The sequence below is a fragment of the Streptomyces sp. NPDC093109 genome (assembly GCF_040701725.1).
In the GTDB taxonomy this organism is placed as follows: domain Bacteria; phylum Actinomycetota; class Actinomycetes; order Streptomycetales; family Streptomycetaceae; genus Streptomyces.
Map to the genome: position 1 here is coordinate 112,733 of NZ_JBFBEZ010000027.1, position 20,838 is coordinate 133,570.

The 20,838-nt window shown below is 70.1% G+C and carries 22 protein-coding genes; 15 read left to right on the forward strand and 7 right to left on the reverse strand.

Annotated elements, in window-relative coordinates:
- Positions 1-114: 114 nt before the first annotated feature.
- The gene (locus AB0389_RS24995) at positions 115-591 is read right to left on the reverse strand and encodes an SsgA family sporulation/cell division regulator (RefSeq protein ID WP_366397733.1); all 477 of its coding nucleotides are present in this window, start codon (positions 589-591) and stop codon (positions 115-117) included.
- Positions 592-1,029: 438 nt separating this feature from the next.
- On the opposite strand from AB0389_RS24995, the gene AB0389_RS25000 reads away from it, so the two are divergent.
- Entirely contained in the window at positions 1,030-2,730 is a 1,701-nt protein-coding gene (locus AB0389_RS25000; RefSeq protein ID WP_366397704.1) for an RDD family protein, read from the forward strand.
- A gap of 116 nt (positions 2,731-2,846) precedes the next feature.
- Complete coding sequence (locus AB0389_RS25005; RefSeq protein ID WP_366397705.1) at positions 2,847-3,566, forward strand: RDD family protein; 720 nt, start codon at positions 2,847-2,849, stop codon at positions 3,564-3,566.
- On the opposite strand, the gene AB0389_RS25010 is transcribed toward AB0389_RS25005, so the two are convergent.
- Positions 3,552-3,875, reverse strand: a complete 324-nt coding sequence (locus AB0389_RS25010) for a hypothetical protein (protein WP_366397706.1) — start codon at positions 3,873-3,875, stop codon at positions 3,552-3,554. The two genes, AB0389_RS25005 and AB0389_RS25010, sit on opposite strands and share 15 nt — an antisense overlap.
- 371 nt (positions 3,876-4,246) lie before the next feature.
- Between AB0389_RS25010 and AB0389_RS25015 the strand changes: the two genes are divergently transcribed.
- The 3 genes from AB0389_RS25015 to AB0389_RS25025 all read left to right on the forward strand — a co-directional run bounded on the left by AB0389_RS25015 (position 4,247) and on the right by AB0389_RS25025 (position 7,973).
- Positions 4,247-6,664: an immune inhibitor A domain-containing protein gene (locus tag AB0389_RS25015; protein WP_366397707.1), complete on the forward strand. Its 2,418-nt coding sequence runs from the start codon at positions 4,247-4,249 to the stop codon at positions 6,662-6,664.
- Positions 6,665-6,789: 125 nt separating this feature from the next.
- A complete protein-coding gene (locus AB0389_RS25020; RefSeq protein ID WP_366397708.1) occupies positions 6,790-7,176 on the forward strand; it encodes a hypothetical protein in 387 nt (128 codons plus the stop codon).
- A gap of 74 nt (positions 7,177-7,250) precedes the next feature.
- The gene (locus AB0389_RS25025) at positions 7,251-7,973 is read left to right on the forward strand and encodes a hypothetical protein (protein WP_366397709.1); all 723 of its coding nucleotides are present in this window, start codon (positions 7,251-7,253) and stop codon (positions 7,971-7,973) included.
- 145 nt (positions 7,974-8,118) lie between these two features.
- On the opposite strand, the gene AB0389_RS25030 is transcribed toward AB0389_RS25025, so the two are convergent.
- Both AB0389_RS25030 and AB0389_RS25035 read right to left on the reverse strand, forming a co-directional pair.
- Entirely contained in the window at positions 8,119-8,718 is a 600-nt protein-coding gene (locus AB0389_RS25030) for an isochorismatase family protein (protein WP_366397710.1), read from the reverse strand.
- Between the two features lie 106 nt (positions 8,719-8,824).
- Positions 8,825-10,153, reverse strand: coding sequence for a nicotinate phosphoribosyltransferase (locus tag AB0389_RS25035; protein ID WP_366397711.1), 1,329 nt, complete (start codon positions 10,151-10,153; stop codon positions 8,825-8,827).
- 172 nt (positions 10,154-10,325) lie between these two features.
- Between AB0389_RS25035 and clpS the strand changes: the two genes are divergently transcribed.
- From clpS to AB0389_RS25050, 3 genes are all read left to right on the forward strand, one after another.
- Positions 10,326-10,664: an ATP-dependent Clp protease adapter ClpS gene (gene clpS / locus AB0389_RS25040; protein ID WP_366397712.1), complete on the forward strand. Its 339-nt coding sequence runs from the start codon at positions 10,326-10,328 to the stop codon at positions 10,662-10,664.
- Positions 10,664-11,242: a DUF2017 domain-containing protein gene (locus tag AB0389_RS25045; RefSeq protein WP_366397713.1), complete on the forward strand. Its 579-nt coding sequence runs from the start codon at positions 10,664-10,666 to the stop codon at positions 11,240-11,242. The genes clpS and AB0389_RS25045 overlap by 1 nt, the downstream gene beginning before the upstream one ends.
- 435 nt (positions 11,243-11,677) lie before the next feature.
- Complete coding sequence (locus AB0389_RS25050; RefSeq protein WP_366397734.1) at positions 11,678-13,024, forward strand: amino acid permease; 1,347 nt, start codon at positions 11,678-11,680, stop codon at positions 13,022-13,024.
- A 138-nt stretch (positions 13,025-13,162) separates the two neighbouring features.
- On the opposite strand, the gene AB0389_RS25055 is transcribed toward AB0389_RS25050, so the two are convergent.
- Together AB0389_RS25055 and AB0389_RS25060 are read right to left on the reverse strand one after the other, a co-directional pair.
- A complete protein-coding gene (locus tag AB0389_RS25055; RefSeq protein ID WP_366397714.1) occupies positions 13,163-13,309 on the reverse strand; it encodes a hypothetical protein in 147 nt (48 codons plus the stop codon).
- Between the two features lie 350 nt (positions 13,310-13,659).
- Positions 13,660-14,007: a hypothetical protein gene (locus AB0389_RS25060; protein WP_366397715.1), complete on the reverse strand. Its 348-nt coding sequence runs from the start codon at positions 14,005-14,007 to the stop codon at positions 13,660-13,662.
- Positions 14,008-14,541: 534 nt separating this feature from the next.
- On the opposite strand from AB0389_RS25060, the gene AB0389_RS25065 reads away from it, so the two are divergent.
- Positions 14,542-15,768 (forward strand): helix-turn-helix transcriptional regulator, encoded by a 1,227-nt coding sequence (locus AB0389_RS25065; RefSeq protein ID WP_366397716.1) that lies wholly within the window; start codon positions 14,542-14,544, stop codon positions 15,766-15,768.
- Here AB0389_RS25065 and AB0389_RS25070 read toward each other — a convergent pair.
- Positions 15,749-16,411 (reverse strand): HAD family hydrolase, encoded by a 663-nt coding sequence (locus AB0389_RS25070; RefSeq protein WP_366397717.1) that lies wholly within the window; start codon positions 16,409-16,411, stop codon positions 15,749-15,751. The two genes, AB0389_RS25065 and AB0389_RS25070, sit on opposite strands and share 20 nt — an antisense overlap.
- 781 nt (positions 16,412-17,192) lie before the next feature.
- On the opposite strand from AB0389_RS25070, the gene AB0389_RS25075 reads away from it, so the two are divergent.
- From AB0389_RS25075 to AB0389_RS25100, 6 genes are all read left to right on the forward strand, one after another.
- On the forward strand, positions 17,193-17,867 hold the full coding sequence (locus AB0389_RS25075) for a hypothetical protein (RefSeq protein ID WP_366397718.1): 675 nt from the start codon (positions 17,193-17,195) through the stop codon (positions 17,865-17,867).
- On the forward strand, positions 17,852-18,391 hold the full coding sequence (locus AB0389_RS25080) for a GNAT family N-acetyltransferase (protein WP_366397719.1): 540 nt from the start codon (positions 17,852-17,854) through the stop codon (positions 18,389-18,391). The genes AB0389_RS25075 and AB0389_RS25080 overlap by 16 nt, the downstream gene beginning before the upstream one ends.
- A 123-nt stretch (positions 18,392-18,514) precedes the next feature.
- Positions 18,515-18,928: a M67 family metallopeptidase gene (locus AB0389_RS25085; RefSeq protein ID WP_366397720.1), complete on the forward strand. Its 414-nt coding sequence runs from the start codon at positions 18,515-18,517 to the stop codon at positions 18,926-18,928.
- A gap of 120 nt (positions 18,929-19,048) precedes the next feature.
- On the forward strand, positions 19,049-19,165 hold the full coding sequence (locus AB0389_RS25090) for a putative leader peptide (RefSeq protein WP_331461589.1): 117 nt from the start codon (positions 19,049-19,051) through the stop codon (positions 19,163-19,165).
- 121 nt (positions 19,166-19,286) lie between these two features.
- The gene (locus AB0389_RS25095) at positions 19,287-19,589 is read left to right on the forward strand and encodes a MoaD/ThiS family protein (RefSeq protein ID WP_366397721.1); all 303 of its coding nucleotides are present in this window, start codon (positions 19,287-19,289) and stop codon (positions 19,587-19,589) included.
- Positions 19,589-20,539, forward strand: coding sequence for a cysteine synthase (locus AB0389_RS25100; RefSeq protein ID WP_366397722.1), 951 nt, complete (start codon positions 19,589-19,591; stop codon positions 20,537-20,539). Before AB0389_RS25095 ends, AB0389_RS25100 begins: the two co-directional genes overlap by 1 nt.
- Positions 20,540-20,838: the final 299 nt, after the last annotated feature.

A 20,838-nucleotide genomic window follows, 5' to 3' on the forward strand; every position in this document is an offset into this window, starting at 1 on the left:
CGACGGGTGCGACCGGCGCGCCGGACACGGGACGGCCCCCGCGGCCACCCGTGTCCGGCCCCGCCGATACGCCGACCTGTCCCGGTCCCAGTGCGGGTCCCGGTCCCGTCGCGTCTACGCATCACCGTCCGCCGTCCCGTCCGACGGCCAGGGGTCCCGCAGCCACAGATCGTCCGCGGGCAGCGGGGACAGCAGCGCGGTCAGCCCCTCGTCGAGGCCCAGCCGGGCGGCCTCGGTCCCCGGCTCGACGATCCGCAGCGTGCGCTCCACCCACGCCGCCACCGCCACCGACGGCGCCTCCAGCAGCGCGTCGCCGTCCGGCGAGGAGAGCGCGAAGCACAGCACGCCCCGCCCGGCGACCTTCGTCGGCCAGATCCGTACGTCCCCGTGCCCGCACGGCCTGAACACCCCCTCCACCAGCAGCTCGCGGGCGAAGGTCCAGTGCACGGGCGTGTCCGAACCGATGTGGAAGGTGATGTGCACGGCGTAGGGATCGTCCGTGCGGTACGTCAGCCGGGCAGGGACGGGGATGCTGCGCTCCGGCGACAGCACCAGATTCAGCTCCAGTTCGCGTTCCACCACGGTGTGCATGAGCGGCACTTCCTCTCCTGGCAAGGGCCCCCGGATCGGGGCTGTACCAGGTGAGAGGAGCCACCCCGCCGGCTATGACGCGACTTTCGGCAGGAATTTTCGCGCGGTCTCAGGGCGTGGCGCCGGGCCGGCCGCCGGACGTGCCTTCGGTGAGGGGCGGGTGGAGGTTCCCCGGGCGTTCCGTGGGCACGGGTGTGCGCCGTTTCGTACGTCGTTTCGTCTGTCGTGACGAACGGCCCTCGCCCGGCGACCCCGTACCGCGTATGAGCGTCCGTGGACCGCCTTCCGCGTGCGATTCTTGTCGTCGGTCTCTGTCCTCCGGTCCCCGCGTTCTTCGTTAATGTCTTCCTTGGACAAGCGGCGTGACGCGCCCGGACATGTCCGGCAACGGCAGCCCGGACAGGTCAAACATGGTGCGAGTGAACGGAGTTGGGGTCATTGGCTACTCCTCCTGGCGACGGCGGGAACGTACCCCGGGAAGGCTTCTACCCGGATCCCTCGATCCCCGGATACGTCCGGTACTGGAACGGTGCCGCCTGGGTACCCGGTACGAGCCGGCCCGCGCCGCAGGATCCGCCGCCCGAGCGGGGCGCCGAACGGGCCTCCGCGGGGCCCGGCTTCGAGGAGACGGGACCGGTGTTCCTCGACGAGGGGCCGGCCGTACCGTCCCGGCAGGAACCGGCGTCCGCGTGGCAGGCCGACGCCTCGCGGCAGAGCGGCTTCGGCGGCGACCGTGACGCGCGGGTCTCCTGGGGCGCGCAGGGCCAGGGACAGGGGCAGGGCCAGGGCCAGGGCCAGGACCCCCGGGTCCCGGGGCCGCAGTCCGCTTCGGGACCGGGTGCGGGTCCGGGCGCCGGGCCGGTCGATCCGCGCCTCGGCGTGCAGGGCCCGTCCGCGGGCGACCCGACCCGTGGCGCGCTGCCCGGCATGCGCGGGCCCGACGACGCGTCGGACCGTACGGCCGCCGAGGGCACACCCCCGTCCGAGCCGCCGGTCCCTGACGGTACGGTCGCGATCCGGGCCGGCCGGCGCGGCCCCAAGCAGGGTCCCGGCAGCGGCAGCGGCAGCGGCAGTGGCTCCGGTACGGGCGGCGGCACCGGCTCCGGTACGGGCACGCCGGACCGGCCGCTGGTGCCGCCGCCGAGCGCGCAGCCCCCGGCGGACAGCACCGTCGCCATCCGTGCCCTGCGCGCCGCCCGGCGCGCGAAGGCCGAGGGCGATGTGGCGGCGGGCCGTACGGGACAGGCCGACGGGACGATGGCGATCCGCGCCCTCAGCCAGGGCGCCGTCGGCGCGAGCAAGGCCGCGAAGGCCCTGCCGAAGGTGCCGTCGCAGTCCCCGCCCGCCCCGCCTGCCCCGCCCACTCCGCCGGCCCCGCAACTCCCGCCCGCCGCGCAGCCCTCAGGGCCCCCACAGGCCCAGCCGCAGCCGCAGCAGCCACCCCGGCTCCCGCTTCAGAGCCAGCCCACGATCGCGCAGGAACCGCCTGCGCCCAGCACCCCGGACACGCCCATCAGCACCGGCGCCGGCGGCGGCGCCACCTCCTGGGCCCAGCAGGTGCACCGGCTCGCCCGCGCCGACGGCGCCGAAGAGTCCGTCGTGCCCTGGAAGCCCCCGGTCGAGGACCTGTTTCTCCAGGCGGCCCGCGCCCAGGCCGCCTCCCGGCCCGCCGGGCTCGGCAAGCGGCTCGTCGCCCGGCTGATCGACAGCCTCGTCCTGGGCGTCGTCGTCGGCGCGCTCGCCGTCCCGCTCGCGCTCCGGGCCCGTACCCACATCGACGACAAGGTCGAGGCGGCCCGGCAGACCGGCGAGACCGTCACCGTCTGGCTGCTCGACGCGACGACCGCCTCCTACCTCGGCGCGGTCATCGCCGCGCTGCTGCTCGTGGGCCTGCTGTACGAGGCGGTCCCCACCGCCAAGTGGGGGCGCACGCTGGGCAAGAAGCTCTGCGGCCTCGACGTGCGTGACATCGAGACGCATGAGGCACCGGGCTTTGGCGCGGCGCTCCGCCGCTGGCTGGTCTACGGGGTGCTGGGGCTGCTCGTCGTCGGGATCGGCAATGTGCTGTGGTGTCTGGTCGACCGGCCCTGGCGGCAGTGCTGGCACGACAAGGCGGCGCACACCTTCGTCGCGGGCTGACGCGGCGACGGCCCGGCGTCCGGTGAGCTGACGCACCGGCAGGCCGAAGCGGCGGCGTTCCTCCGAACGGACGCCGCGCCGTTGCGGGCCCCTGCCCGGCGGGATGCACTGCCCCCATGAGCAACGATCAGCCGCCGCCAGGCCAGCCGCCCGAGGACGACCCGTTCCTCAAGAAGCCCCCGCCGTCGGGGGAGCACCCACCCTCCGGGGAGCCCCCGCCCGCCGGAGGTGCCTCCCCCTACGGGAACGCGTACGGCGGCTCCGGCGGTCCGCCCCCGGCCTCCCCGTACGGTGGCGACCCCTACGGGGGCAGCCCGTACGGGGGTACCGATCCGCTCGCCGGGATGCCGCCGCTCGCGCCGATCGGCAAGCGGCTGGCGGCGCGGATCATCGACATCCTGATCATCTTCATCCCGCTGGCGATCATCTCGGCGCTCACCGGCGGCGTCGGTTCGAACGGCGACAACTGGAGCAACGTCACCAATCAGGTGAACACCGGCCGGCACTGGGTCTGGTCGCTCATCTCGCTCGTCGCGTACGTCGGCTACGACACCTATATGACGAGGAAGTACGGGCAGACCCTCGGCAAGCGCTGGATGAAGATCCGCGTCGCGATGCTGAACCACGGCACCGTCCCGGACACCAACGCGTCGCTGCTGCGCGCGGCCGTGCTCTGGCTGCCCGCGCTGCTCTGCTGCTTCGTGCTCTGGTGGCTGATCATCCTCGCCACCGTCCTGGCCAGTAAGCCCTACCGGCAGGGCCTGCACGACAAGGCGGCCAGGACGGTCGTCGTATCGGACACCGAGGGGACCTCGACGACCTCAGCGCCACGCTGAGTGCGGCGTCTCCATACGGGCCTCACGCGCCTCGCCACGGGTCTCGCCGCCCGGGTGCGAGGCCGGCGCCCCGGCGGCGGGCGGGGTGGTCCTGACGCCCCGAGCGCCCCGGGCAGCCCGGATTCCCCGCGCGCCCCCGTGCGGCAGCGGCAGCGTGACGGCGACCAGCAGGCCGAGCGCGAGCGCCGCGACCCCGATCAGCGCGGCCCCGACCCCCGTGGTGGTGCCGGAGAGCAGAAGCATCGCGAGCGTCGAACAGATGATGGTGGCGGAACCGTAGGCGAGCTGTGCGGCAGTCGGACGCGGCATGGCGGAATCCGTCCCTCGAAGCATCGTGTCGGACGACTCACTGTCAGGCGACTCTACGACGGTGAATGCCCGAGGCGGCGGGAAGTAAGCCTGACCTCAGCCGCGGTGCCGGTGCACGGGGGGCGCACCGAATCATTTCCCTCCAGCAAGCGGCCGAAAAAGTGTTCCCGCTTGTCCGAATTCCTCCGCGTCCTGCCGCATGTCCGGATAGCGGAACCGGACGGGCGCATAGTGCAGTTGACCTGTGCAAGTCAAGGTCTGTCTTTTATTCAGTAACTCCGGTCCAATGTCGTCACTTATGTCGCGCAGACGCGCGCGGATCCCCCATCAACGGTCCGCGGATCGCGTGCGCCGGGGAGGATACGCATCAAGTGATCAGCTATCGACGGACGAGACGGCTGTCCGCGGTGATCGTGGCGCTCGCCGCCACCGCCGCGACGGCCTCGGCCTCCACCACGGCCCAGGCGCAGGACGGCCCCACCGGTTCCGCGGCGGCCCCCACGGGAATCGAGAGCCGCGACCCGGCTCCCCAGAAGGGCGAGGTGGAGCACGATCTGGACGGTCCGTTCAGCAAGCAGCAGTCGCAGCAGCGCGAGGCCGCGCTCCAGCAGGTCATCTCGGGTGGCGCCAAGGTCCAGAAGCGCGGCGGCTCCCAGGTCGTCAAGCTCGACGACAAGAAGTACGTCGAGCTGGGCCGGGAGAAGACCGACAAGATCTTCACCATCCTCGTGGAGTTCGGCGACCAGGTCGACAACGAGACCCTGTACTACCCGAAGGGTCCCTCGGGCCCGTCCGTCGTGAAGTACGGCGGCACGCCCGGACCTCTGCACAACGAGATAGCCGCACCTGACCGCAAGGTCGACAACTCCACCGCCTGGCAGGCCGATTACAGCCAGGAGCACTTCCAGGACCTCTACTTCGGCTCCGGCAAGGACTCCAAGGGCCAGCCGAAGGAGTCCCTGAAGACCTACTACGAGAAGACGTCCTCCGGGCGCTACTCGGTCGACGGCCAGGTCTCCGACTGGGTCAAGGTCCCGTGGAACGAGGCCCGTTACGGCTCGAACTACTGCGGCTCCAGCAACTGCGCCAACGTCTGGGACCTGGTCCGCGACGGCGTCAACGCCTGGGTCGCCGACCAGAAGGCCCAGGGCAAGTCCGACGCCGAGATCAAGGACTACCTCTCCCAGTACGACCAGTGGGACCGGTACGACTACGACAACGACGGCGACTTCAACGAGCCCGACGGCTACATCGACCACTTCCAGATCGTCCACGCCGGCGAGGACGAGTCCGCGGGCGGCGGCGTCCAGGGCACCGACGCCCTCTGGGCGCACCGCTGGTACGCGTACGGCAGCAGCGCGGGCAGCGCGGGACCCGGCGACAACAAGGCCGGCGGCGCGCAGATCGGTGACACCGGCATCTGGGTCGGCGACTACACCATGCAGCCGGAGAACGGCGGACTCGGCGTCTTCGCCCACGAGTACGGCCACGACCTCGGCCTGCCCGACCTGTACGACACCGCGGGCGGCGAGAACTCCACCGGTTTCTGGACGCTGATGTCGTCCGGTTCCTGGCTCGGCACCGGCAAGGACGCGATCGGCGACCTGCCCGGCGACATGACCGCCTGGGACAAGCTCCAGCTCGGCTGGCTCGACTACGACCGGGCCAAGGCGGCCACCGCCTCCACGCACAAGCTGGGCGTCTCCGCGTACAACACGAAGAACCCGCAGGCGCTCGTGGTCGATCTGCCCAAGAAGACCAGGACCACCAGCGTCGTGAAGCCCGCCCAGGGCGCCACCCAGTGGTGGAGCGGAATGGGTGACGACCTCAAGAACACCCTCACTCGTTCGGTGGATCTGACGGGCAAGTCCTCCGCCGCGCTGGAACTCCAGGGCTGGTGGGACATCGAGGCCGACTACGACTTCCTCTACACCGAGGTCTCCACGGACGGCGGCGCCACCTTCGCGCCGCTCGACGGCACGGCCGACGGCGAGCCGCTTCCGCGCGACGCCGCCGACAAGCCGGTTCTCACGGATGTCTCGGACGGGTACAAGAAGCTGGTCTTCCCGCTGGACGCGTACGCGGGGCAGCGGATCGACCTGCGCTTCCGCTACCAGACCGACGGCGGCGTGAGCGGCCTCGGCTTCACCGCCGACGAGATCACCCTGACCGCCGACGGCGCGCCGGTGTTCACCGACAACGCCGAGACCGCGGACCCCGCTTGGACCGCCAAGGGCTTCTCCCGTATCGGCGAGTCCTTCACCGAGGACTACGACCAGTACTACATCGCGGAGAACCGGCAGTACGTCTCGTACGACAAGACCCTCAAGGTCGGCCCGTACAACTTCGGCTTCACGGCGCCGAACGACGGCAAGGTCGAGCACTACGCGTACCAGAACGGCCTGCTGATCTGGCTCTGGGACACCTCGCAGAAGGACAACAACACCAGCCAGCACGAGGGCGAGGGCCTGGTCCTGCCGATCGACGCGCACGCCAAGCCGCTCAAGTGGTCGGACGGCACGCTGATGCGCGCCAGGATCCAGTCGTACGACTCGACGTTCAGCTGGTGGCCGACGACGGGCATGACGCTCCACAAGGCCGACAAGGCGACGCGCGTGGCGCCGCAGCTCGGGGTGCCGGTCTTCGACGACCGCAAGGGCACGTACTGGAGCGCGGAGAACCCGCGCGCGAGCGTCAAGGTTCCTGACACCAACACCAAGATCAGCATCATCAGCCAGCCGCTGGACGGGCAGACGATGACGGTCAAGGTGGGCAAGTCCGGTAAGTAACCGGGAGTAATCCCAGGTCAAAGCCGTGATCGGCCGTCGCCCCCTAGCGGGCGGCGGCCGATCGTGTTTAGGTGCGTCCTACGGATCCCTTATTGACACGATGTCTCACGGCGGAGATGAAGACGATGGCAGGCGGAGGCTTCAGCAGACTCCCGAACGGCACGGTGGTGGTCGCGCTCACCCTGCCCAGACCCCGGACCGGCACCCCGGGACCGGCGGCCGACGGGAGCGTACGCGTGCTGGTCCACGCGGCGAACCGCGCCCGCGCCCTGACCCGGCTGCGGAACAACGGACTGCGGTCGGTCTATCTGCGCGGCAACGCGGAACCGCCGACGCCGGACGAGATCACGGCCGTCCTGCACCACCCCGACGGACTGCTCTGGCGCACCGCCCCCGCGTGTCTGGAGCAGCTCTGGCAGCCGATACGGGCCCTGACCGGCACCCCGGCCCGGGCACACCGCCCGGCACCGCTCGGCAGGCGTACGGACGTTCCCCTCGCGCGGCTGGTTTAGGATCCCCCGCTCCGGGTTGCTAGGTTGTCCCGCCGACCAGCAAATCGTCACTGACAGGAACCCGGGGATCACCTGTGCGTCACATCCACCGTCCGGCCACGCTGCTCCGCCCCTTGATCGTCACGGCGGCGCTGCTGGCCGCCGTGACCGGCTGCACCAGCTCCGACAGCGGCTCGGGGAGCGGCTCCGGCAAGAACGCGGCCTCCTACGACAAGGCCGGTGACCTCGTCAAAGAGGTCAACAAGGCCATGAAGGCCACCGCCTTCCACGCCTCCGGCTCCTCCACCGCCCTCGGCGGCGGCACCCAGGAGACCTGGTCGGACCCCGCCGAGGGGCTGCGCATGAAGTCGTCCGGCGCCGAGGGGGCCGGTGAGATGTACTGCAAGGACGGCAAGAACTACATCAGCGCGTCCCTGCTCGCGGCGAGCGTCGAACAGACCGGCCAGAAGATCACCGTGCCGCCGAAGCTCGCCGACGTGTACGTCGCCAGCGAGGCCGGCCAGAGCTGCGACGCGTACTACCGCATCGACGAGAGCGCGAAGTTCGCCAAGGACAAGAACGGCAAGGTCGGCGGCCAGGAGACGGTGGCGCTCACGATGTCGGTCGGCACCACGTCCGACACGTACCACGTGGCCGCCGAGGGCACGCCGTACCTGCTGAGGATGGACTCGACGCGGGACGGCAGGACCAGCTCCACCACGTACGGGAAGTTCGGCGAGAAGAACGCGATCACGCTGCCGAAGGAGGCCGACACCATGCCGATGGCCGACTTCCGCAAGCAGGTCATGGGCAGCTGACGCGCGCCGGCTGACGCGCGCCGGCTGACGCGCGGGCGTACACCGGCGGCCGGGCACGGAACGTGTACCCGGCCGCCGGCGCTCGTTACGGTGGCGACGGTCGACGGTCCTCACGGGGGCGACGGTCGACGGTCCTCGTGGCCCGCTACGACGCCAGGACCGGCGTCCCGGTCAGCTCCACGCCCGCCGCGCGCAGCTCCGCCAGCGCCCGTTCCGTGGTCTCCTTCGCCACGGCGGCCGTCAGATCGAGCAGGACGCGCGTGGTGAAGCCCTCGCGGGCCGCGTCCAGCGCCGTGGCCCTGACGCAGTGGTCCATCGCGATCCCGACCACGTCGACCTCGGTGACCTCGCGGTCCCGCAGCCAGTCCGCCAGCCGCTCGTCGTTCTCGTCCACGCCCTCGAAGCCGCTGTACGCCGCCGCGAACGCGCCCTTGTCGAAGACCGCCTCGATCGCCCCCGAGGCGACGGTCGGCGCGAAGTTCGGGTGGAAGCCCACCCCCTCCGTACCGGCGACGCAGTGCACCGGCCAGCTGTCGACGAAGTCCGGTACGGCCGGGGGAACGGCGAAGTGGGCGCCCGGGTCGATATGGGCGTCGCGGGTGGCGACCACATGCCGGTACCCGGCGGTGGCCCGGCCGACCAGATCCGTGATGGCGGCGGCGACCTCGGCACCCCCCGTCACCGCGACGCTGCCGCCCTCACAGAAGTCGTTCTGAACATCCACGACGATCAATGCGCGGTGCATGACGATTTTCCTTCGGTAGTGGGGGGACGGACGGTCACTTTCGAGCCTAGACACGCCGCGCGCCCGCACGCGAGGGGCTCGGCCGACGTGTCGTCAACGCGCTCGCTCACACGTACTCGGTCGGGATCACCGGCTCCCCGCGCGATAGCTGGATCGCCGACATCGGCAGCCCGGCCCGGGCCGCGACATGGCGCGCGCGTACGGCGTCCAGCGGCTCGCGCGCGACTATCTCGCCGCCCTTGACCAGCTCCACCAGCAGCTGCCGGTCCAGCAGCTCCGGCGGCACCGGCCCGGTGCCGATCACCTCGGCCTCCGCGTATCCGTCCGCGTCCCGCCGGCGCGCCGCCCACTTGCGCCCGCCGACCGAGGTCTTGCCGCCCAGGGACTTCTTCGCCACGGGGTGCAGCGGGGCCTTCGGGTCGGCCGAAGCGGCCCGGGCGACGATCTTGTAGACCATCGAGCAGGTCGGGTGCCCGCTGCCGGTCACCAGCTGCGTACCGACGCCGTACGCGTCCACGGGTGCCGCCGCGAGCGAGGCGATGGCGTACTCGTCCAGGTCGGAGGTGACCACGATCCTGGTGTTCACCGCGCCCAGGTCGTCCAGCTGCTGCCGTACCCGGTGGGCGACCAGCAGCAGATCCCCCGAGTCGATCCGGACGGCCCCCAGCTCGGGGCCCGCGATCTCCACGGCGGTACGGACGGCCTCGGCCACGTCGTACGTGTCGACCAGCAGCGTCGTGCCCCGGCCGAGCGAGTCGATCTGGGCCCGGAAGGCGTCGCTCTCGCTGTCGTGCAGCAGCGTGAACGCGTGCGCGCTCGTACCCACGGTCGGAATGCCGTACCGGAACCCCGCCGCCAGGTCGGAGGTGGTGTCGAAGCCGCCGACGTACGCGGCCCGCGCCGCCGCGACCGCGGCCAGCTCGTGCGTACGGCGCGCGCCCATCTCGATCAGCGGGCGCCCGCCGGCCGCCGCCGCCATCCGGGAGGCCGCCGCGGCGATCGCCGAGTCGTGGTTGAGGATCGACAGGATCACGGTCTCCAGCAGCACGCACTCGGCGAACGAGCCCTCGACCCGCAGGATCGGGGAGCCGGGGAAGTACACCTCGCCCTCCGGGTAGCCCCAGATGTCACCGCGGAAGCGGTACGAGCCGAGCCAGTCCAGGGTGGGCGCGTCGACGATGTCCCGGTCGCGCAGGAAGCCCAGCACGTCGGAGTCGAAGCGGAAGTTCTCCACGGCGTCCAGCACGCGCCCGGTGCCGGCCACGACCCCGTACCTGCGCCCCTCGGGCAGCCGCCGGGTGAAGACCTCGAAGACCGAGCGGCGATCGGCCGTTCCGGCACGGAGTGCCGCCTGGAGCATCGTCAGCTCGTACTGATCGGTGAAGAGGGCGGTCGACGGAACATCCACCGGCAGCCCAAGGTCCGCAGTGTTCATATGAAGATGCTACCCCCGAATATTCGTCAGAGTGACGATTTCTGTCCGGCGTTTGTGCGACACGCCGTCGCGGGTGGCAGCATGGGACGGGTGGGCCTGTGAATTCCGGCACACCGCCGCATAACGCGCATGCCCGTGCACGCCCGTGCACCCCCCCCGCACACCCGACAGAATGTCCCGGCAGAGAAGAAGGTCGTCCCCAACCGTGAGTGTCGCTCCGACTGAGATCGAACGCCCCGAATCGGCAGAGGAGACCTTCGTCGTCCCCGAACCCGATGTGCCGTGGGTGACGATCGTCCACAACGATCCGGTCAACCTCATGAGTTATGTGGCGTATGTCTTCCAGACCTATTTCGGCTACTCGAAGGACAAGGCGCACAAGCTGATGCTCGACGTCCACCACAAGGGCCGCGCGGTCGTCTCCAGCGGCAGCCGCGAGGAGATGGAGCGCGACGTGCAGGCGATGCACGGCTTCGGACTCTGGGCGACCCTCTCCCAGGACCGCAACTGATGGCCGGGCACTTCGAGGCGGTCCCGGGCGGCGGCGCGGCCGTCGCGCTCGACGAGGTCGAGATCTCGATCCTGCGCTCCCTGGCCGTCCAGCTGCTGGAGCTGCTGGGCCCCGGCGACGAACCGGCCCAGGGCGAGGACCCGCTCGCCCAGCTCTTCGCCCCCGGCCCCAGCGAGCCGCCCGCCGACCCGGCGCTGGCCCGGCTCTTCCCGGACGCGTACGGCAACGGCGACGACGAACTGCGCGAGTACTCCTCGGAGTTCCGCCGGTTCACGGAGAACGACCTGCGCGACCGCAAGCGCGAGGACGGCATGGCGCTCGTACGGACGCTGGACGCCGTCACCGCCGCCGGCGAGAACGGCGCCGTCCTCAAGCTCACCCCCGAGGACTGCCGGCACTGGCTCGGCGCGCTCAACGACCTCCGTCTGACGATCGGCACCCGGCTTGAGGTCACCGACGAGGACGAGGGCGGCGAGCTGTACCGGCTGCCCGACTCCGACCCGCGCAAGCCGATGGTGATGGCGTACCTCTGGCTCGGGGCGCTCCAGGAGACACTGGTCGAGACGCTGATGCCGTAAGCGCCCCATTTCTCGGTCTCCATATCCTCAGATAATGCTCAATTCGGGATAACAATCCCGTTACCACCCCCGAGGCTTTTCTTGCCTCGGGGGTGTTTTGTCTGAATTTTCTCGTGCGGTACGTCACAGAATCGCCCGTGGATGGCTGTTGCGACCGTGATAAATCTTCTCGTCCCCCCGGGGACGCCACCCCTGTCCCCGGGGGTGCCTTCCCCGGCTGACCGCCGGTGGCACTCCATCCATATCCGGGGGGATCAGGAACTGGTCCGCGGCCGACGAAACGGCGCGCGGACCGGTGTGGAGAAAGGCAGCACGACCATGACCTCAGCGAAGGTCGACACGGAGTACGGGGGCGACGGCACCGCCGGCCGCCCCTCCGGCGGCACCCCGCCGGAAGAGGAGTACGAGCGCGGACTCGGCAGCCGCCAGGTCCAGATGATCGCCATCGGCGGCGCCATCGGCGTCGGCCTCTTCATGGGCGCCGGGGCGAACATCGCCAAGGCGGGCCCCAGCATCATCCTCATGTACGCCCTCGCCGGCGTCGTGATCTTCTTCATCATGCGGGCACTCGGCGAGCTGCTCCTGTACCGGCCGGTCTCGGGCTCCTTCGCGGAGTACGCCCGCGAGTTCCTCGGCCCCTTCTTCGGCTTCGTCACCGGCTGGACGTACTGGCTGATGTGGGTCGTCACCGGCATGGCGGAGCTGACGGCAGCCGCCATCTACATCCACTTCTGGTTCCCGAGCATCCCGCAGTGGGTCAGCGCGCTCGTCTTCCTCGTGGTGCTCTTCGGCGTCAACCTGATCTCGGTGAAGATCTTCGGCGAGGTCGAGTTCTGGTTCTCGATGATCAAGGTCACCGCGATCATCGGCATGATCGTCATCGGCCTCGGCGTCCTCACCCTCGGCTTCTCCGACGCCGGCGAGACCGCCACCGCCGCCAACCTCTGGTCGCACCACGGAGTCTTCCCCAACGGCATCGGCTCCAGCCTGATGACCCTCCAGGGCGTCATGTTCGCCTACCTCGCCGTCGAACTGGTCGGCGTCACCGCCGGCGAGTCCGAGGACCCCGAGAAGACCCTCCCCAAGGCCATCAACACCCTGCCCTGGCGGATCATCGTCTTCTACGTCGGCGCGCTCCTGGTCATCCTCTCGGTCGTCAAATGGACCGAGTTCTCGGCGGGCGTCAGCCCCTTCGTCTACGCCTTCGAGAAGATGGGCATCCCCCTCGCGGCCGGCATCGTCAACTTCGTCGTCCTGACCGCCGCGCTCTCCTCGTGCAACTCCGGCATGTACTCCACCGGCCGGATGCTCCGTAACCTCGCCGCCAACAGCGAGGCGCCGAAGATCTTCGGGCTGCTCAACTCCCGCAGGACCCCGGCCATCGGCATCACCGTCTCCGTCGCCCTCATGGGTGTCGGCGTGATCCTCAACTACATCGTCCCGGAGAAGGCGTTCGGCTACGTCACGTCCGTGGCGACCGCGGCCGGCATCTGGACCTGGATGATGATCCTGCTCAGCCACATCCGCTACCGCCGCGCCGTCCGCCTCGGCACCCTGCCGGGCTCGTCCTTCCCGGCCCCCGGCGGCGCGCTCTTCAGCTACGTCGCGGCGCTCTTCCTGCTCTTCGTCACCGTCCTGATCGCGCTCGACGACGACGCGCGGGTCTCGCTGTACGTGGGAGCCGTCTGGGCCGCCGTCCTGGGGATCGGCTGGTACGCGCTGAAGCGCGGCGGCAGCACGGAAGCGAAACTCCCCGACCCGGCCTACGCACCGGCGGAGTAACCCAGCACCCCACCAGACCCCCGTACCCCCATACCCCCATGCGTGAAGGCCCCGGCCCCTGTTATCCACAGGCCCGGGGCCTTCGCGTGCCGCCATGCCTACTATTTTCTGATGCTGGCCAGGTCTGTCCGCGTGTGGTCAAGGACCGGGGCCAGGGGTGGCTTCGACGGCCAGTGCGACGGCGAGGGCCGCGGTGGCCGCGAGACAGGCGAGGAGGGTGAGGCCGGTGGCGAGCACCGCGACCATGACGCGTTTCTGGTCGTGGACTTGGTCGCGGTTGGTCACTGTGCGCGGGTCGCGAGGATGAGTCCGAGGGCGATGAGCAGGCAGCACACGGTGACCCCGAATCCCCAGGCGGTGTCGGCGGCCTTGCGGCGGGTCGTTCGTTTCAACTTCCTTCTCCTGGTACGTGAGGAGCCCCGGCAGGTGTCGACGGGGGATGGCGGCCGGGTCGGGACGGTGGATGGTCCGCTATCGGTGCGTTCGGTCGGTGGAGGGCTTGCCGGGGCGGTCGTCGGTGGGGCGAGGACACACGAAGTGGAGGTGAATGTCCGGCGCGGCACCCGATCCCGTCTCGATCACCGCCGTGACGTATGGCTCGCCGGGCCGGATTGGCCTGTGGCAGCGGTCGCAGATCACCGGGCGTCGCCCTGGCCTCGGCGACCGGTTCTGATGAGCCGGTACAGCCCCCGTCCGACCGGGCATTCGGCGGCCTCGTCGGCGCACTGCTCGCATCGCCCGCCGTGGTCGAGCAGCGCCCGGTGGGCGGCGGTTGCGGTGCAGGGCGGGCAGGCCCTGGGGAAGACACACCGGCCGGGCGCGGTCTCGCGCTTGCCGAGGTCGACAACGGCATCGACGGTCAGCCGAGCGGGACACCACAGGCACTCGGCGCCACGAGCCTTGTCCTCGGCCAAGCCATTCAGGTCCGGCAGGGCAAAGGTCTCCAGCACCACAAGGGGCGTTCCGTGGAGGGTGGTGGTCATACAGTCTTCCAGCGCTGCCTGGAGCGCGCGGCTCCGTCAGCCATCCCTTCTCGCCCGGGCACATCCGCCAGTACGGGCCCGGCCCCGCCGTCCGCCGGTTCGACGGGATTGCCACCGACGCGCCTGCACCGAGGGCGCGCGTGGCCGCCACTTCCCATGACGCCGCCGTTCCCACGGGAACGAAGTAGTAGACGACCGAGTTCATCTCGTCGTCCACGACGCCCCCGCACCGAGGACCGAGAATCGTCATCGCGGCGAGGCCAACACGGCGCGGTACGCGGACGGCATCCCACATGCCTCCGGCGTCGAACAGCGTGCATGCGGAAGTGAACGAGGGCGGCGGCATCGTGGGCTCCTTGACGCAGGCGATGAGGTGTGAACAAGACTGGCCCTCTGTCGAATTGAAACCGAGGACTTCTAACGGGCTTTTGAGCGCCACAAAGAGGGCTTCTGGTCGACTGAACGGGTGACAGGTAGCCAAACGCAGGGCTCGCCTGGACACTTGCCGCAGAGCACCGTTACGAAGGAGCAGCTGTGAGTACTCCCGCAGGCAACGCCCGACTCAAGGCAGCCCGGATCGCCGCCGGTTACTCGTCCCAGCAGGACCTCGCCGATGCCCTCGGGGTAGGGGTCCGGCAGGTCCGCCGCTGGGAATCCGCCACACCGCCGTGGCCGCAGGCCGAGGTGGGACAGGCCCTCACGCGGCTTCTGGCCCAGGGGCTCGAATCGCTTGGCTTCACTCCGCCAGAGGGCGTGACCGCGGACCGTGGGCGCCGTACCGGTCTCGCGGCCACAGCTGCCGCCGTTGGTCTCGCCACCGTGCCCACCCAGGCCATCGCCATGCAGCCGGCGACCGCAGCCGACGACTACGAGGCCGTCACTCGCTCGCACCGTCGGCTGTACTGGTCTGTCGCACCGGCCAACCTCCACCCGGCCGCCCTTGCTCACGCCACCCTCGGCTGCGCGCTACTGCCAGAGGCCGCAGGTCAAACCCGCGCCCGGATCGCCGCGGCCCTCGCCGAGACGTGGCTGCTCACCGGGCGGATCGAATTCTTCGACCTGCGTGACGCCGACCGCGCACAACAGACCTTGCTCCGCGCGCTCCAGGCCGCAGGTGAGGCCGACGATGTGCTGCTGGGTGCGGCGGTACTCGCACACACCGCGTTCATCCCCGCGTGGGCGGGTGAGCGCGACGCGGCCGTTGAGCGGATGGTGGCAGCACGTACCTACGCCCGTCGGGGTTCCGCATCGGTCGAGTTGCTGGCATGGCTGGACGCGGTGGAGGCCGAGTGCGAGACCCGCTGCGGGAACACGAGGACGGCGCTGAACCTGATCGGGCACGCCGAGGACACCCTGGCTCGCGGCGGCGAGCACGAGTCACCCTCGTGGCTCGACTGGTTTTCCCCGGTGAGGCTGGCCGCGTTCAAGGGCAACACTCAGCTGCGCGCGGGGCATCTGCCACAGGCGCGCACCACGCTCCTCGGAGTTCTCGGTGCGCTCGCCCCGTCCGACGAGAAGCAGACCACCGTCATCCTTGGTGACCTCGCCGCGGTGGAGGCTGCGGCCGGGGACCCGGAGGCCGCGTGCCGATATGTCGTGCGTGCGCTCGACCAACTGGAGCGCACGTGGTACGCGATGGGCATGGACCGGGTGCGAGAGGTGCGGCGCGCTCTCGCGTCGCACCAGCACGAGCGGTGCGTGCGCGACCTGGACGATCGGCTGTACGGCTGGTCAACGACGGTCAGCGCCCTCGCTCGTTGAACTCCCTGACCACTCCCGAGAGTTCGAGGAGGCTTCCGACCCGGAAGGTCGGCAGCTTCTCGGCCTCCTCGGTGTTCCATTGGACCGTCGCCCAAGGGCCGCGACGGACAAGGGCGGTGTACATGCCTACGGCGACGGCTGGGCGGATGTCGTTGTCGACACGGTCACCGACGTACAGCATCTCGTTGACCCCGGCGGGCACCACTTCGGCGACACGGTCGAAGAAGGCGCGGTCCGGTTTCGAGGCGCCCCAGTCGTCAGAGGTGCCGATCATGTCGACATCGGAGGAGAAGAGTTCTCGCAGCAGCTTCCCCGCGCGAATGGTCTGGTTTCCAGCGATGCCCACCCACAGTCCGTCCTCGCGGAGGGCGGTGAACGTGTCGCGGACGTCGGGATACAGGTCAGCCTCGTCGAAGTGTTCCGGCTTCCCCGCCGCCGCTCGGGCCTGGCGCTCGGCGTTCAGATCGAAGCCGGGCCGGAACTCCTGGAACGTTTCGCGGTAGTCGCGGCCCTGAGCGATGACGGCTCCGAACATGGCGTGGAAGGTGTGCCGGGGGACGCCGAGCCAGTCGGCCCAGGTGCTGTACTCGGTGGTCTCGTCCACGAGGCATTCGCCGACATCGAAGATCACAGCGCGAATCATGACGCCGAGCGTACCCAGACATCGCGGCGGCAGCATATGGCCCGAGAAGTCCGGGACAGCATTCGCGATCTGCTGTCGAGTTGTGAGGGGTACGCGCATGACGACGCTGGCTGTGACGGGGCACATGGACCTGACCGAAGAGAGCGTCCCGCTCGTACGGGCCCGCACTGCGCGAGGTGCTTGCTCCGTACCATGGAGGGGAACGAGTGCCTCGGCAGCGCCATGCATGAGCGCGGCTTCACCCAGAACGAGTTGGCCGATGCCGTGAACACCCGCCTGATCGGCGCCGGTCACGAGGGCACGGTGAGCGACCGCACAGTCCGCAACTGGCTGACCGGGAAGACGAGGTGGCCCCACTCCCGGCAACGCGAGGCGCTGGAGGCAGTATTCAGCTGCAACGCGGATGAGCTGGGCTTCAGCCCGCCGGCGGTACGACAGCACCTTTTAACTCCTCCGGAGGACCCGGTGAGGCGCAGAACTTTTCTCGCTGCTGCCAGTGGCACGACCGCCGCCGCGGCGGCGTCGTTCGTCGGTGCTTCTCCCCAGGTCGGCACCTCCGATGTCATCCGCCTCCGCAGCGGACTGGATGCCCTGATGGAACTGGACAACAGTCGCGGCGGCCATGACGGCCTTGAGCGGGCGGCGCTGGCCGGCGCCGCCGAGGCTCTGGAAAAGCAGAAGCTCAGCGCCACACAGCGCGTCCGGAAGAGGCTCTTCAGCGTGGCGGCCGACTACACCGCCACGGCGGCCTGGAGTGCCATCGACGCCCGGCAGTCCGACCGTGCACAGGCCCCTTCTGGCCCGTGCCCTGTACCTCGCGGGGATGGGCCAGGACCACGTGGTGGAGCTGAGGGTCTGGAACTCGTACGCGATGCTGGCCCACCAGCGTGGAGAGCGCACGGAGGCTGTGGACGCCGGACTGGCCGCCCAGGCCACCGCGATCACGAAACGGGACCCACTCTTCGCCTCGTTGGCTCACGCGCGTACGGCCGTCGGACACTCCACCCTGGGCGAGCGCCACGCCGCACTACGATCCCTGGGCCACGCCCAAGAGGCGCTGGGCAAGGCAGGGGTGCGGCCTCGTCCGAGCTGGGTGGCTTTCTACGGGCCCGCCGAACTGGCCGCCATCACCTCCATCGTCCGAGGCGGCATCGGTGATGCCGTGGAGGCCGAGGCTGCCTCTCACAAGGCCCTGGCCAGCATCCCGGAACAGTTCCGTCGCAACCGGGCCCTTGCCACTACACGGCTGGCCCTGGCCCAGCTTCACCAGCAGGACATCGACCAGGCGTGCGCCACAGCGTCCAGCGTTTTCGGGCTGATGGCCGGATCCCCGGTCCCGGGGCGGATGCGGTCGCTCCTCGGCGACTACTACCGGGCCCTGATCTCCCTTGCGCCGGACGCGGGAGTCGCCCGAGAGTGGGGAGACAGGTACCGATCTGAATGGAGCCGAGCTTGAGCGCCGCCGAGCTGGATGTCCGACGCTTCAGGCACGACGACCTTCCGCAGATCCGCCAGGCGCTGATCGACGTGCACGCCGATGCCTATGCCGAGGCGATGGAAGAGGAGTTCAACCAGCGCTTTCCCTGGTTCGTGGATCACTGGGGCGGCCACCCCGACTTCGCCTGCGTGATCGCCTTCGACGGCGACGAGGCCGTGGCCTTCGCGTACGGAGCCCCGTCGACTCCGCAGCGTGAATGGTGGCGCGAGCACCTCGATCCGGCCCCAACGCGGAGCAGGACGTTCTCCTACTCCGAGCTGGCCGTGCGGACGAAGTGGCGGAAGACCGGGATGGCGGAATTGGTGACGAGAGCGCTCCTGGAGGACCGGGACGAGGACCTCGTGGTTCTGCTGGTCGATACTGGCCACCCCCGTGTCCAGGCTCTCTACGAGGCGTGGGGATTCCGGAAGGTCGGTGCCCGTCAGCCCTTCCCGGACTCCCCGGTGTACGCGGTGATGCTGGCGGATCTCCCGCTGGACTGAACCCGGACGTAACGACCGGCCCCCCTCACAGAGAGTCTCCGCGGGGCGCACGCACGCGGGCGGCCGTACGCTCGCGACGACGCGCCCCGGCCGATTCGCCGACGGGCTGCTTATATTTTCCCCATGCTGACCATCACCCAGGCCCTGCACGACCAGATCGTCGCCCACGCCCGCGCCGACCACCCCGACGAGGCGTGCGGCATGGTTTCCGGACCCGCCGGCAGCGGCCGGGCCGAGCGGTTCATTCCCATGCTCAACGCCGCGCGCTCGCCCACGTTCTACGAGTTCGACTCCACGGACCTGCTCAAGCTCTACCGCGACCTGGACGACCGCGACGAGGAACCGGTCGTGATCTACCACTCGCACACCGCGACCGAGGCGTACCCGTCCCGTACGGACATCACCTACGCCAACGAGCCGGGCGCCCACTACGTCCTCGTCTCCACCGCGGACACCGACGGCGCCGGACCGTTCCAGTTCCGCTCGTACCGGATCCTCGAAGGCGAGGTCACCGAGGAGGAAGTGCGGATCGTCTGACCCCCGCCGCCACCTTGCCCTCCACCCCTGCCTCCACCCCTGTCCACCATCCGACCACCCACCGTCCGCCATCCGAGAACCCCTATCCGGCCGGTGACCGGGAATCGATACGATGACCGCATGGTTTCCATCGACGTGAGCGACAAGACGCCGAGCACCCCGCTGCTCGTCGCGCGGCTGCACGTCGACCTGTGCCGCCTCGCCAGTGCCATCTGTCCCGACAGCGCCGCCGGCTGAGCCACGGCCCCGGGCACGGCCCGCCGCACGCGATCCGCGAACAGCACCACCCCTCCTCACCCCCCGCGCGGGGGGCCCAGCCGCGCGTCCGACACGACACCTCCCGACAGGAGCCCATGCCATGTCCATCGAGGTCCGCATCCCGACCATCCTCCGCACCTACACCGACGGCGCCAAGGCGGTCGACGGCACCGGCGACACCGTCGCGGCGCTCTTCGCCGACCTCGAAACCCGGCACGCGGGCATCCAGGAGCGGCTCATCGACCCCGCCAAGGACAACCAGCTCCGCCGCTTCGTGAACGTGTACCTCAACGACGAGGACGTCCGCTTCCTCGACGGCATCTCCACCAAGCTCGCCGACGGCGACACCGTCACCATCCTCCCGGCCGTCGCCGGCGGCGCACTCGAAGCGCACACGGCCTGATGCGGTACGACTCCCCGCTGGCGGCGGTCGGCAACACGCCCCTCGTCCGGCTCCCGCGGCTGTCCCCCTCGGACACCGTACGGATCTGGGCCAAGCTGGAGGACCGCAACCCGACCGGCTCCATCAAGGACCGGCCCGCGCTCCACATGGTCGAACAGGCCGAGAAGGACGGACGCCTCACCCCGGGCTGCACCATCCTGGAGCCCACCAGCGGGAACACCGGCATCTCGCTCGCCATGGCGGCCAGGCTCAAGGGCTACCGCATCGTCTGCGTCATGCCGGAGAACACCTCCCAGGAGCGCCGCGACCTGCTCGCCATGTGGGGGGCGGAGATCGTCCCGTCCCCCGCGGCGGGCGGCTCCAACACGGCCGTACGGGTCGCCAAGGAACTCGCCGCGGAGAACCCCTCCTGGGTGATGCTCTACCAGTACGGCAACCCCGACAACGCGGGCGCGCACTACGCCACCACCGGCCCCGAGATCCTCGCCGACCTCCCCTCCATCACCCACTTCGTGGCGGGCCTCGGCACGACGGGCACGCTCATGGGCGCCGGCCGCTACCTCCGCGAGCACGTCCCCGACATCAAGATCGTCGCGGCCGAGCCGCGGTACGACGACCTCGTCTACGGCCTCCGCAACCTCGACGAGGGCTTCGTTCCCGAGCTGTACGACGCGTCCGTCCTCACCACCCGCTACTCCGTCGGCTCGGCCGACGCGGTCACCCGCACCCGCGAACTCCTCCAGCAGGAAGGCATCTTCGCCGGCGTCTCCACCGGCGCGGCCCTCCACGCGGCGATCGGCGTCGGCCGCAAGGCCCTCCGGGCGGGTGAGGAGGCGGACATCGCGTTCGTTGTCGCGGACGGCGGCTGGAAGTACCTGTCGACGGGGGTTTATACGGCGGCGACGACGGAAGAGGCGATTGAACGCCTCCAGGGCCAACTCTGGGCGTAACTGTCTCCCGACGGGGGCCGTGGGTTTGTCTTGGGCGGGGCCCGGTGCGGGCCTGCGGGTGCTGGCCGGGGGCGGTGGTCTGTCTTGGGCTGGGCCCGGTGGGTACGTGCGGGTTGCCTCCCGGCGAGGGGCCGTGGGTTGTCTTGGGCGGGGCCCGGTTCGTACGTGCGGGTTGTTGCCGGGTCCCCCTCCGGGGGCACGCGTCCGGACTGCACGATTTACGCCGCGTGCGGGCCGGAACACACAGCGCGGGTCTCGCTCAGCGGCACAAATCGCGCTTTACGTCCGGACACATACCC

Excerpts from the sequence above, each read along its gene's own strand:
- AB0389_RS24995 (WP_366397733.1), bottom strand. The coding sequence starts at position 591 with ATGCACACCGTGGTGGAACGCGAACTGGAGCTGAATCTGGTGCTGTCG.
- AB0389_RS25005 (WP_366397705.1), top strand. The coding sequence starts at position 2,847 with ATGAGCAACGATCAGCCGCCGCCAGGCCAGCCGCCCGAGGACGACCCG.
- AB0389_RS25010 (WP_366397706.1), bottom strand. The coding sequence starts at position 3,875 with ATGCCGCGTCCGACTGCCGCACAGCTCGCCTACGGTTCCGCCACCATC.
- AB0389_RS25020 (WP_366397708.1), top strand. The coding sequence starts at position 6,790 with ATGGCAGGCGGAGGCTTCAGCAGACTCCCGAACGGCACGGTGGTGGTC.
- AB0389_RS25030 (WP_366397710.1), bottom strand. The coding sequence starts at position 8,718 with ATGCACCGCGCATTGATCGTCGTGGATGTTCAGAACGACTTCTGTGAG.
- AB0389_RS25035 (WP_366397711.1), bottom strand. The coding sequence starts at position 10,153 with ATGAACACTGCGGACCTTGGGCTGCCGGTGGATGTTCCGTCGACCGCC.
- clpS (WP_366397712.1), top strand. The coding sequence starts at position 10,326 with ATGTCCCGGCAGAGAAGAAGGTCGTCCCCAACCGTGAGTGTCGCTCCG.
- AB0389_RS25045 (WP_366397713.1), top strand. The coding sequence starts at position 10,664 with ATGGCCGGGCACTTCGAGGCGGTCCCGGGCGGCGGCGCGGCCGTCGCG.
- AB0389_RS25050 (WP_366397734.1), top strand. The coding sequence starts at position 11,678 with ATGATCGCCATCGGCGGCGCCATCGGCGTCGGCCTCTTCATGGGCGCC.
- AB0389_RS25060 (WP_366397715.1), bottom strand. The coding sequence starts at position 14,007 with ATGACCACCACCCTCCACGGAACGCCCCTTGTGGTGCTGGAGACCTTT.
- AB0389_RS25070 (WP_366397717.1), bottom strand. The coding sequence starts at position 16,411 with ATGATTCGCGCTGTGATCTTCGATGTCGGCGAATGCCTCGTGGACGAG.
- AB0389_RS25080 (WP_366397719.1), top strand. The coding sequence starts at position 17,852 with ATGGAGCCGAGCTTGAGCGCCGCCGAGCTGGATGTCCGACGCTTCAGG.
- AB0389_RS25085 (WP_366397720.1), top strand. The coding sequence starts at position 18,515 with ATGCTGACCATCACCCAGGCCCTGCACGACCAGATCGTCGCCCACGCC.
- AB0389_RS25090 (WP_331461589.1), top strand. The coding sequence starts at position 19,049 with ATGGTTTCCATCGACGTGAGCGACAAGACGCCGAGCACCCCGCTGCTC.
- AB0389_RS25095 (WP_366397721.1), top strand. The coding sequence starts at position 19,287 with ATGTCCATCGAGGTCCGCATCCCGACCATCCTCCGCACCTACACCGAC.
- AB0389_RS25100 (WP_366397722.1), top strand. The coding sequence starts at position 19,589 with ATGCGGTACGACTCCCCGCTGGCGGCGGTCGGCAACACGCCCCTCGTC.